General features: G+C 66.3%; 10 protein-coding genes. 3 read left to right on the top strand and 7 right to left on the bottom strand.

Annotation, left to right across the window (positions count from 1 at the left end):
* Positions 1-24: 24 nt before the first annotated feature.
* The 5 genes from ACWDMM_RS23155 to ACWDMM_RS23135 form a co-directional block, all read right to left on the bottom strand.
* Entirely contained in the window at positions 25-828 is an 804-nt protein-coding gene (locus ACWDMM_RS23155; protein WP_449939459.1) for a TauD/TfdA dioxygenase family protein, read from the bottom strand.
* Positions 829-836: 8 nt separating this feature from the next.
* The gene (locus ACWDMM_RS23150) at positions 837-1,868 is read right to left on the bottom strand and encodes an L-tyrosine/L-tryptophan isonitrile synthase family protein (protein ID WP_449939456.1); all 1,032 of its coding nucleotides are present in this window, start codon (positions 1,866-1,868) and stop codon (positions 837-839) included.
* A gap of 364 nt (positions 1,869-2,232) precedes the next feature.
* Positions 2,233-3,396, bottom strand: coding sequence for an acyltransferase family protein (locus ACWDMM_RS23145; protein WP_449939454.1), 1,164 nt, complete (start codon positions 3,394-3,396; stop codon positions 2,233-2,235).
* A gap of 5 nt (positions 3,397-3,401) precedes the next feature.
* A complete protein-coding gene (locus ACWDMM_RS23140) occupies positions 3,402-4,580 on the bottom strand; it encodes an acyl-CoA dehydrogenase family protein (RefSeq protein ID WP_449939451.1) in 1,179 nt (392 codons plus the stop codon).
* 10 nt (positions 4,581-4,590) lie between these two features.
* Entirely contained in the window at positions 4,591-5,406 is an 816-nt protein-coding gene (locus ACWDMM_RS23135) for an SDR family oxidoreductase (RefSeq protein ID WP_357206413.1), read from the bottom strand.
* Positions 5,407-5,688: 282 nt separating this feature from the next.
* Between ACWDMM_RS23135 and ACWDMM_RS23130 the strand changes: the two genes are divergently transcribed.
* Both ACWDMM_RS23130 and ACWDMM_RS23125 read left to right on the top strand, forming a co-directional pair.
* Complete coding sequence (locus ACWDMM_RS23130) at positions 5,689-6,978, top strand: cation:proton antiporter (RefSeq protein ID WP_449939447.1); 1,290 nt, start codon at positions 5,689-5,691, stop codon at positions 6,976-6,978.
* A 38-nt stretch (positions 6,979-7,016) separates the two neighbouring features.
* A complete protein-coding gene (locus tag ACWDMM_RS23125; protein WP_449939444.1) occupies positions 7,017-7,676 on the top strand; it encodes an HAD family hydrolase in 660 nt (219 codons plus the stop codon).
* A 14-nt stretch (positions 7,677-7,690) separates the two neighbouring features.
* Here the strand turns inward: ACWDMM_RS23125 and ACWDMM_RS23120 are convergent, their stop codons facing one another.
* On the bottom strand, positions 7,691-8,641 hold the full coding sequence (locus tag ACWDMM_RS23120; RefSeq protein ID WP_195081547.1) for a GlxA family transcriptional regulator: 951 nt from the start codon (positions 8,639-8,641) through the stop codon (positions 7,691-7,693).
* A 106-nt stretch (positions 8,642-8,747) separates the two neighbouring features.
* Between ACWDMM_RS23120 and ACWDMM_RS23115 the strand changes: the two genes are divergently transcribed.
* Entirely contained in the window at positions 8,748-10,007 is a 1,260-nt protein-coding gene (locus ACWDMM_RS23115; RefSeq protein ID WP_449939440.1) for a KasA/KasB family beta-ketoacyl-ACP synthase, read from the top strand.
* 133 nt (positions 10,008-10,140) lie between these two features.
* Here ACWDMM_RS23115 and ctaD read toward each other — a convergent pair whose 3' ends face one another.
* Entirely contained in the window at positions 10,141-11,907 is a 1,767-nt protein-coding gene (gene ctaD, locus ACWDMM_RS23110; RefSeq protein WP_449939438.1) for an aa3-type cytochrome oxidase subunit I, read from the bottom strand.
* Positions 11,908-11,923 lie beyond the last annotated feature (16 nt).

Raw genomic sequence — 11,923 nt, 5'->3', positions numbered from 1 at the left:
CATTCCTCTCTGATGGCCGATTGCTCAGATGATCTGGATGCGCTGCAGATGCCGGGAGACCGAGCCGGTGAACGCATTCCTGCCGTGCAGCAGAGCGTGGTTCTCGGCCACCGCGATGTCGCCGGTCCGCCACTCGTGGGCGTAGCAGTAGCGAGGGTCGTGCAGCCGCTCGCGCAAGTCCTCCATGACCCGGACGCCGTCCTCGGCCGAGATGCCGTCCACGGTCAAGAACAGCGGATTGGCGTAGCGGGCGGGGTCGAGTGGTTCGGCATATCTGATCGTCGTCTCGCCGGTCGCCGGATGCGTGCCGAGCAGCGGCCATTCGGCCAGTCCGCCGTAGTGGGCCAGCTTGTCGGTGCGGTAGGTGATCGTGGTTCGCGCCCACAGCTGCCTCAGGTCTTCCGGCGCGTCCCGATAGGCCTGGACGCTGTCGCAGAACACGGTCTCGCCGCCGGCGCCCTCTCCTCGTACGCATTGGAACAGGAAGAACCGCGGCACACGCTCGGCGAACGCACCGTCCCAGTGGAACGGGACGTCGCCTTTGTCGAACAGGTAGTTCTCGGCAGTGTCCCGGACCACCAGATCGAGGATGGACCCGAAGTTCCACTGCAGGATCTCTCCCGCCGCGCGGCAATAGGTTTCCAGTTCCGTCTTGCCGAGCAGCCCGAATCCGCGCAATACGACCACTTTCGCCTGGAGCGTGAGTGCGAGCAGCTCCTCGATCGGCACGTCGGCGAGGGTGCGCCCCTCCGTATCGGACGCCACCAGCCGGCCGAAGGGCCGCAGCGGCTCACTGTCCGGCAGCACCTTGTTCACGCTTTTCGTCATGGGTCTCCTCACCCTCGCTGTGTTTCGGTCACGGGCGTGGTTCCGAGGACGAAGTGGCTGGGGCGGCTGTTGCGCCACACCACGCGCGCCCCCAGTTCCTCGGCATGCATCCGCTTGACCAGCGTGTAATTCGTTCCGTCGTCGAGCACCACGCCGTGCCACGGCGTCAGCCAGCTGTCCTGGGTGCGCAGCAGATGGAATCCGATCTTCTCCGAGTGGTTCGCCTGCGGATGGATCGACAGCCGCACCGCGTCCGGGAAGATCTCCGCCATCAGACTGCTCCACGCTTGACTGCGTTGCACCACTTCGTAAGCCGTCTCCTTCGACCGGTTCCGCCGCTGCGTCGCGGACAGCTCGGGCAGCAGCGCCGAGTTGTCCTCGACCATGAAGCGATGGATCCCGTTGAACATCCGCCGGGCCGCGGGATCGGTCCTGACCGCCTCGCGCAGCACGTCGATGCCGTCGGAGTACTCCTTCAGCAACCGCTGCCTGCGTTCGTCCCAGGTCATCTCGGGCATCGCGTCGCGCAGGCCGTACAGGCCGATGGAACCCCCGCCGGTCGACCGGATGATCCGGCGCAGCTCGTCGCCGTAGTCGTCGACGTGAGCGTCCGGGATTCCCAACGCATCACTGAAGACGTGACCGTCGGAACAGATCGTGACGATGGCGCCGGGCCGGTAGACGGCCGAGATCTGATCGCAGAACCCTTGCAGGGACTCGATCGCCAGCGTTTCCGCCATATCGGGCAAGCGTCCCAGCGTCTTGCGGCGGTTGCGTGACTTCGCCGGGAACGCGGGGATGATGAAGTGGACCGGCACGCGGGCCTCGAGGTATCGGATCACCTTGGCCAGGTGCGGTGCGAAACAGTCCGCACACGGGGCCAGGTCGCACAGGGACTTCGATTCGGCACTGCGCCGGCGGGCGAAGACGATGTGAAGTATCTGCGTGGCAACGGATCCGACGTCGTCGCCGGGTCTGTGTAGTCGTGGTCGCCCGAGCTCCTGGACGCGCTCGGAGCCGTTGTCGACAGTCGTGCTCATTACTACCTTCCGGACACACCAACGAGCGCACGCAACGGACCACACGGCGACAATTCCGCCATCAGCGCGAATCGAGCCGTCGGTAGTTGCCTGCGATCAGAACGTCGTAGTGGGAAAGTGATTCAGACGCCGGATCAATATCCGGGATCGGCGAGCCCCGATGCTCACAGCCGAATCCGAATCACGTGGCCCATTCGATGAAACACCCCCCGTATTCACAATCTAAACTGTGGTTTATAACACCATCAGGATACCGCCGCCAGGACGGCAGGGCAACCACATTGCCAGGCATGGGGATACAAATGAATTCGGAGGCCCGCGGCAACGCCACGGACCTCCGAACAGGAATTTCGATCTCCGTCGATCATGTGCTCCGGAGCGGCTGGCCGGCCATCCTTTCTGCGGCGACCGCAGGCCGTTTCGGCCGGGCAAAGCGGCGCATCGCCGGAGATTCCACGAAAGTGAACAACAACCACGCGGCAAAAATATTCAGGCAGAACAGGGCGATGATCAACAACACCGCGACCGGAGCACTGAACGTGGCGGCGTTCATCAGCCGGCGGACATAGAACAGCGTCACGCCTTGACAGATATAGAAGGCGAACGAGATCTCGCCGAGCCGCACGGCGAGCCGGCTGGACAGGAATTTCGAGGTGCCGTCGAGGTCCGACTGCGCCGCCGACGCGATCAGCAGCGCGAGCGGAACAGCGGTTGCCAGGATGAAGCCGATGTAGAACGGCGTGTACGTCGCCACCGCGTACCCCACGCCGACCGCGGCCACGGCCGCCCACAACGGAATCCGTATCCACCGGCCCTCCGCCACTATTCGCGCCATGAACACCCCGAGAAAGAATTCGAAAAGACGCGTCGGCGGGAAGAGATATCCGAACCATAGCTGCAGCACGGGTATCGGCGTGAGTTCCGATTTCTCGGAACCGGGGATGACGAATACGGTCAGCAGCACGATCACGCCCATGCCGGCCACCATCGCCGCGGCTCCGTACCACAGATACTTTCCGTCGACGCGCAGCACCAGCGGAATCAGGAACGGAAACAGAACATAGAAGAGCAGCTCACAAGACAATGTCCACGACGGCGTGTTGACCCCCGCATTGATATAGTTCTGCGGGAACCAGGCGTGCAGCAGGAAGAAATTCGGCAGCCATGCCTTCCACGGCGTGATCGCCGCCGCGAACAGCACCATCGACGCCAGCCACAGCGTCAGGTGGTTGGGGAATATCTTCACCACGCGCCGCCGGATGAACTGCAGTTTGCTCGATCCCGGCTTCCACGACCAGGTCAGCACGAAGCCGCTCAGGATGAAGAAGAACGAGACCCCGAGGAATCCGGCTTTGCCGACCACCCACGCCGCATCGTAGGCGATATCCGGGTCGGCGAAGAGATTCACCGGCTTGTAGGGCGGAATCGGCGAGTTGGGCAGCATCACATGGAAGACGAAGACCGAGAACGCCGCGAAGAACCGCAGCCCGGTCAGCGACGGCAGCCGTTTACGAGTGTCGATTTCCATCGCGATCAACCCAGGCCGACGACGAAGGGGAATTCCGGCCTGCCGCCGAGGACGAAGGCGCCGGTGGACTGGATCACCTGGTCGTGCGCGATGATGTGCCGGGCCATGGTGTTCGTGTCCCGCAACCAGATGTCGAGCGGATTCGGCCGGTAGATCGAATCGGTGCCGACGAGTTCGCACAACCGAGTGACGATCCGTTGCGCGGCACGGAAGGCGTTCGTTCTGGCCAGCGCGGTCGCGATCCGCAGATCGGTGGGCAGGTCGGCGAACCGCTTGCCCTCCAGCGCGTCCCACAGTTGCGCCACGGTGTTGACGACGGCGCCGCGCGCGACGATGTACTCCATCTCGCACTCGCCGAGCAGGTACTGGGCCCGGTAGTTGTCGGCCCACTTCTGTCCGGTCGCGGTCACGATCTTCCCGTCCGCGAGGCCGCGCACGTAATCCAGTGCCGCACGGGCGGTTCCCAGTGGCACACCCGGCATGATCCGGGCCAGGGCCTCCGGCTCGGACAGCCTCCCGCGACAGCTCTTGCGTTCGCTGAACGCGAAGGAATGGCGGTCGGGAACGAACAGGTCCTCGACCGCGTAATCGTTGCTGCCGCTGCCGCGCAGGCCCGTGGTGTCCCAGGTGTCGAACACGGCGACTTGGTCGCGGCGCATGAAGAACAGCCGGACGAGCGGCCCGCCTTCCGCGGTCTCCTCCATGCGGCCACCCGAGGTCACGAACGCACCGCCGATGACCAGATCGGCGTGCGTGATCGCGCTGCCGAACTTCCACCGTCCGGTCAACCGGTATCCGCCCGCGACCCGTTCGGCGCGGCCGGCCGGGAAGATCAGTCCCGCGGTGATCAGATCCTGCGTCGGCATCAGCTCGGCGACGGCCTGCTCGTCGAGATATCCGGCGTAGATCCCGGTGGCGGCGCCGATCATGGCGCACCAGCCGGTCGCGGTGTCCCCGTAGGACAGCGCCTCGACGACTTCCAATTGCTCGAGCGAAGTCAAGCCGGGGCCGCCGATCTCCGCGCTGAAACACATGCGGTAGACGCCGATGTCGCGAAGCCGCTCGACGATGTCCATCGGGAGCTTGCGCTCGGCATCGATCTCGCTGCGACGCGCCGCCAGGTCGGGGGTCAGCGAACGCACCGCGCTCAGCAGGGAGGTCGCCGAAATTGTTGCTGCAGTCATGGTCCGATTCCTAGGTCAGAGAGGGTGCGTGCGATGGCGGCCGCTCGCGCAGCAGAAGCTCGATCGCCGAAGTGGTCTGCTCGGGGCCGAGGGCGGAGTAGCCGCCGTCCACGGTCCACTCGGCGCCGGTCACGAAGCTCGCCTTGTCCGAAGCGAGGAAGGCGGCCACTTCGCCGATCTCGCGCGCGTCGCCCGCCCGGCCCAGCATGTGGAACCGCGACGCCACCGCGTCGGTCCGGGCCCGGTCGCCCTCGGTGAGCTCGTTCATCACGCGAGACCAGGTCCAGCCCGGTGAGACGCTGTTCACCCGGATCCCGTCGGCCGCGTATTCCAAGGCGAGACTGCGGGTCAGCTGCAGCAACGCGGCTTTGCTGACCGGGTATCGAATCCGGCCTGCCTGCGCGATGCGTCCGCTGGGCGAGGTGAAGGTGACGATGGACCCCGACGTGTCCCGCAATGCGCCGCGCGCCTGCGCGCACAACATCGCCGTGCCCGCGACATTGGTGTTCAGCACCTCCAGCCATTCGGCCCGCGCGTCCGGACCCGGCCCGTCGTCACCGTAGACGCACGCGATGTTGACCAGCGTGTCGATGCGTCCGTGCCGGTCGATCGCGGCGGCGACGAACGACCTGACCGACGGGTCGCTGCGCAGGTCGAGGGGGAGGAAGAAGGCGCGGTCGCCGATCGCCGCGGCCGCCTTTTGTCCCCCGTCCGTATCGATGTCTCCCAGCACGACATTCGCGGAATATTCGGCGAAGACCCGGGCTACTTCGGCGCCGATGATGGTCGCCGCACCGGTTACGAGTACTGTCTTACCTTCGAACAACGTCGACTCCCCTCGGCTGCGCCCTCCGACCGGCGCAAGCCATGAAGAGAAGTATTCCCGCCGAAAAGAACGACCAGCCAGTCCGATTCGCGACAGAGATGCACTCCTTTGCGCCAGCAGGCGCGCACGGTCACGGCGAGGGTGGCGTAGCTCACTGTCCACTCTCGCCGGCCGGTCGGGTGCGATATCGTCGCGGGGCAGGCAGTCCATGTTTCGGGGGTTCCGCGCTGCGATCGGTGCGATACGGAGATACCCCGTGCCAGTGTCGAATCCGCTTCCGCGATGTCCTCGGTGTCGAACGGAGTCGAGGCGTTGCCGAGCGACCAAATGATCTTTCTGCTGCTGGATCTCGTCCTGATCGTGGCCGCCGCGCGTCTGCTCGGCTGGCTGGCCGCGAAGTTGGGTCAACCGCCGGTGATCGGCGAGATCGTGGCGGGCATACTCGCGGGCCCCACGGTGCTGGGCGCGCACCTGTCGGAAACCGTCTTCCCGCACGACACGCGTTCGTATCTCACCGCGTTCGCGAACGTGGGCGTGATGATCTTCATGTTCTCGGCCGGCCTCGAGATGGATCTCCGGTCCGTCGCCGGACGGCGGCGATCGGTCACCGCGATCGCGCTGTCGGCCTACCTCACACCGTTCGCGCTCGGCTCCGCCATCGCGGTCTGGGCGCTGGCCCGCCACGACGGCGGCAACCGCCTCAATTTCGCGCTCTTCATCGGTTGCGCGCTCGCCGTCACGGCATTCCCGGTGCTGGCGCGCATCCTGCACGACCGCAAACTGCTCGGCACCCGGCTGGGCCAGTCCGCCATGACGTGCGCCGCACTCGACGACGTCCTCGCCTGGTGCGTCCTGGCGGTGGTCATCGGCGTCGCCCGACCCGGCCTCGGCCACCACTGGCGATTGCTGCTGTTCGTTCCGCTGGTCGTGGTCATGTGGTGGGCGGTACGTCCCGCCCTGGATCGCCTCGCGGGCGCGGGATCCGAGAAGAACCCCGCGAACATGGTCTTCATCGGGGTCTCCGGCGCTCTACTGCTCGGAGCGGCCACCGAATGGATCGGGTTGCATCTGATCTTCGGCGCGTTCCTGTTCGGCGTCGTCTTCCCCCGACGGTTGCGCGCGGCCGTGGACAACGGCGCGCAACTGCTCAGCAGCATCTTCCTGCCCGCGTTCTTCGTCGTCGCCGGCCTCCAAGTGAACCTGGGCGGACTCGACCGCGCCAGCATCACCGAGTTCGCCGCGATCATGTTCGCCGCACTCGCCGGCAAACTCGGCGGCACCTACCTGGCGGCTCGCCTGAGCCGCACCGGCCGGACCGAGGCCGCTGCCCTCGCCGCGCTGATGAACACCCGGGGCTTGACCGAACTGGTCATCCTCAACATCGGGCTCACGATCGGCGTCATCGACCAGCGGCTGTATTCGCTGCTGGTCATGATGGCGTTGATCACCACCGCGATGACGGCACCGCTGTTGAAACTCTTCGGTGTCCCGCGCGCCCTGCCCGACGGTGAGCGGAGAACCGGGGACGGACAGCGCACCGGTTCAGCCGTTCAGGCAGAGGCCGCGCCATGACCAACAAGGGGACTCGGGAATCCGCGGGGGCGAGTCCGATGGGAACCGAAAGCTGCTCGGTACCGGCGGCTTTCGTCGATGTCGACGAAACGTTGGTGCGTGATGTCACCTTCTTGTCGTTGTTCTCCTTCGACGCGCGGCGACGCGGGCGCGGCGCCGAGGCCGACGCCGTGCTCGAGGAGTTCCTGGCGCTTCGGGCGGCGGGAATGAGCCGCGGCGAATCCCATCGGTGGTTCTATCGGCACTGGGCCGGCCGCGACGTCGCCGACGTGCGGCAGGTCGGCCGTGCATGGTTCGCCTCCCGCTGCGCGGACCCGGCGTTCTTCAACATCGCGGTGCGACGGCGGCTGGCCGAGTTGTCTGACACCGGAACCCGGATCGTCCTGGTGTCGGGTTCGTTCACCCCGGCGTTGCGCCCGATCGCCGAGGTCGTCGGCGCGTCGTCGGTGCTGTGTACGACCTTGGCGACGGCCGCGGGGAGGTACACCGGCGAGGTCGTCGCGACGATGGTCGGCGCCGACAAGTCCGCGGCCTTGCTGCGGTACGCCGAGGAAGCGGCCATCGATCTGTCGTCTTGCGCGGCGTTCGGCGACCACCACTCCGACACCGCGATGTTCGAACTGGTCGGTCATCCTGTCGTCGTCGGCGACGCCGATCCGCGCCTGCACGGCTACCCGGCGCAGCGGCTGCCCGGCTAGACCGGCGGCGCCCGTCAGTCGCGGATCGCGAACGTGCGTCGGTACTGCCCCGGACTGACTCCCAGATAGCGCTTGAACACCGCCCGGGTATTGGCCGGGTTGCCCAGTCCGACGCGGTAGCCGATCTGGTCGATGGGCAGTTCCGTCGTCTCCAGCAGCTCCCGCGCCTGGTTCAGGCGCGCGCTGGTGATCCAGACGTGCGTCGAGGTTCCGGTCTCTTCCCGGAATCGGCGGATGAAGCTGCGGCGCGAGAGATTCGACCGCCTGGCCAGGTCCTCGAGCGAATGCCTCCGGTCGAGGTTCGCGAGGATCCACGCGCGCGTCTCGGAGAGCACGCCCGCGGAGGTCTGCTTGGGGAACTGCCGGGTGTACTGCGCTTGACCGCCCTCACGGACCGGTGGCGCCACCAGGTCACGGGCACGTTCGTTGGCGGCGGCCGCGCCGATGTCCTTGCGCACCACGTGCAGGCAGAGGTCGATCCCGCTGGTCACGCCTGCGGAGGTCAGCACGTCGCCGTCGTCGACGAACAGGCGATCGGCATGGACCTCGATGTCGGGATACCGGCTCTGCAGCAGCGGGGCGGCCCGCCAATGCGTCGTCGCGGGCCGGTGGGCCAGCAGCCCGGCGGCGGCCAGAGCGAACGCGCCGGTACAGATCGACAGCATCCGCGCGCCTCGGCCGTGGGCATCGCGAAGCGCGCGCAGCACCGGCTCCTGCGGCGGTGTCGCGTAGGAGGCGTAACCGGGCACCACCACCGTTTCCGCGTGCCGCAGAGCCTCCAGCCCGGCCACCGCCACACAGGACAACCCCGGCACCGACGTCGGCGCCGTCGGCGAGACCGCGCACACCTCGAGCCGGTAATTGGGGTCGGAGCCGAACACGTCGATCGGGATCGCGGCATCCAGAACGACTACTTCGTCGGGGATGACCACGGTCACCCGGCGCGCGCCCCCATCCGATTCCATGGCCCGATCGTAGCGGTGATCGGCACTCGGGCTACTACCCCAGGCTTCCGGCGCGCACATAGCCTCGCTGGAGCAGCCGAGCCGACAAGCCGAAAGAAGGAGTTCGATGTCCGATTTGACGGACTTCTCCACCAGCAACGGAGGGTTCCGGGGTGTGGTCGTGACCGCTGTCGAGATGTCGACCGCGGTCGGCGCCGACACCGACGCGACATGGAAAGGACTGCTCGCCGGGGAGACCGGGATCGCCAAGGTCAAGGACCCCGAGTTCGAGCGCTTTCAAATCCCCGTGGACATCGGCGGCCAGTTCAAGCTCGATCCGACCGACGAACTCAGCCGAGTCCAGAAGCGGCGCATGTCCTACGTCCAGCAGGTCGCCTACGTCATGGGTAACCGGATCTGGGACACCGCAGGCCGTCCTGAGGTCGATCCCGACCGGCTCGGCGTCTGCATCGGCACCGGCCTCGGCGGCGCCGACACGATCATCGAGTCCAATGATCAGATGCAGAACGCCGGCTACCGCAAGGTGTCTCCTTTCGCGGTGCCCATGGCCATGCCCAACGGCGCCGCCGCGGTGGTCGGGTTGGAACTCGGCGCGCGCGCCAGCGTGATCACGCCGGTCTCGGCGTGCGCGTCGGGATGCGAGGCGCTGGTGCACGCGTGGCGCTCGATCATCTTGGGCGAGGCCGACATGGTGGTGGCGGGCGGGGTGGAAGGCCGCATCAACCCGCTGGCGGTGGCCGGATTCGCGATGATGCGGGCATTGAGCACACGCATCGACGAACCCGAACGCGCCTCCCGCCCGTTCGACCGCGACCGCGACGGGTTCGTCTTCGGCGAAGCCGCCGCGCTGTTCGTACTCGAATCCGAAGACCACGCCCGAGCCCGCGGCGCCACACCACTGGCACGGCTGATGGGCGCCGGCCTGACCGCCGACGGCTACCACATGGTCCTCCCCCACCCGGACGGTGCGGGCAACATCCGGGCGATGCGCCGCGCGATCGAAACCGCGGGCGTGAGCCCCACCGACATCGACCACGTCAACGCCCACGCGACATCCACCTCGTTCGGCGACCTGGCCGAAGCCAAAGGGATCCGCGCCGCGGTAGGCGACCACCCCTCGGTCTACGCACCCAAATCCGCGCTGGGACACTCCGTCGGCGCGGTCGGCGCGGTCGAAGCCGCCCTCACCGTCCTCAGCATCCGCGACGGGGTGGTGCCGCCCACCCTCAACCTCGACAACCAGGATCCCGAGATCGACCTCGACATCGTCCACGGCAGCGCACGCACCCAGAACATCGAGTACGCGCTGAACAACTCCTACGGATTCGGCGGCCACAACGCAGCCGTCGTCTTCGGCCGCTGCTGACCGAGAGCCGTCCCCGGCTCACACGTGGCGGGCGCGCCGGAATCCTCGTCGCCGGTTCGATCGCTTCCGGCGCTCAGACGAGCGCGCTTCCCGCGGCTACCTCCATCGGCGACGCGTGGACACATATTGAGCATCATCCTCCGGAGGTGGGTGTCGGCTCGGTGTCGGCTTGCTGGTCTGCTTTCGCGATCGCTACGGGTGTTCCGTGTGTCGTGCGCCCCGCGTGGGCTTCGGCGCGCATGCGCGCGGACATGTGGGGGTAGTGCAGTTCGAAGGCCGGGCGTTCGGAGCGGATGCGGGGTAGTTCGTAGAAGTTGTGCCGCGGGGGCGGTGAGGTGGTCGCCCATTCCAGGGAGTTGCCTTGGCCCCAGGGATCGTCGACGGTCACCACCTCGCCGTAACGGGCACTTTTGAAGACGTTCCAGACGAACGTGATCATGGAGACGCCGAGCAGGAACGATCCGAGGGTGGAGATCGTGTTCAGCAGTGTGAACCCGTCGGTCGGGAGGTAGTCGGCATACCGGCGCGGCATGCCTTCGTTGCCGAGCCAGTGCTGGATCAAAAAGGTGGCGTGGAAGCCGATCAGGGTTGTCCAGAAGTGGATTTTCCCGAGTCTTTCGTCCAGGAAGCGTCCGATGAGCTTCGGGAACCAGAAGTAGATGCCGGCGAAGGTGGCGAACACGATGGTGCCGAACAGCACGTAGTGGAAATGGGCGACGACGAAATAGGTGTCGGTGACATGCCAGTCCAGTGGCGGGCTGGCGAGGATGACGCCGGACAGTCCGCCGAGCAGGAAGGTGACGATGAATCCGACGGAGAACAGCATCGGCGTCTCGAAGGTCAATTGACCTCGCCACATCGTGCCGATCCAGTTGAAGAATTTCACACCGGTGGGCACCGCGATCAAGAACGTCATCAACGAGAAGAACGGCAGCAGCACCGCGCCGGTGGCGTACATGTGGTGGGCCCATACCGCGACCGAAAGAGCTCCGATGGCGAGCGTGGCGTAGACCAGGGCGGTGTAGCCGAAGATGGGTTTGCGGCTGAACACCGGGATCACCTCGGTGACGATGCCGAAGAACGGCAGCGCGATGATGTAGACCTCGGGATGGCCGAAGAACCAGAACAGGTGCTGCCACAGGATCGAGCCGCCGGTCGCCGGGTCGTAGATGTGCCCGCCCAGATGCCGGTCATAGGCCACGGCCATCAGCGCGGCGGTGAGGATCGGGAAGGCCAGCAGCACGAGGATGCTGGTGACCAGGATGTTCCAGGTGAAGATGGGCATCCGGAACATCGTCATCCCCGGTGCGCGCAGGCAGATCACCGTGGTGGTCATGTTCACCGCGCCGAGGATGGTGCCCAGACCGGAGACGGCCAAGCCCATGATCCATAGGTCGGGGCCGGGGCCGGGCGAGTGCTCGGCCAGACTGAGCGGGGTGTAGGCGGTCCAGCCGAAGTCGGCGGCGCCGCCCGGGGTGAGGAATCCGGCGGTGGCGATCGTCGCGCCGAACAGATACAGCCAGTAGCTGAGGGCGTTGAGCCTCGGAAAGGCGACGTCCGGCGCCCCTATCTGCAACGGCAGGATCGCGTTGGCGAAGCCGAACACCACAGGTGTCGCGTAGAACAGCAACATGATGGTGCCGTGCATGGTGAACAACTGGTTGTACTGCTCCGGCGAAAGGAATTGCAGGCCCGGCCTGGCGAGTTCGCCGCGCATCAGCAGTGCCATGAGACCGCCGATGAGGAAGAATCCGGTCGCCGAGGTCAGATAGAGGATCCCGAGCACTTTGGGATCGGTGGTGGTGACCATCTTCCACAGGAACGAGCCTTTCGGCCCGACTCGCGCGGGGTAAGGCCGTATCGCCTCGACAGGTGGAATCTCACGCGCAATCGCCGCCATCTTGCACCTTCTTCGT

Source organism: Nocardia sp. NPDC003726 (assembly GCF_053586955.1).
Note: the sequence above shows the minus strand (reverse complement) of the source record. Positions and strands in the feature narration are given on the sequence as shown.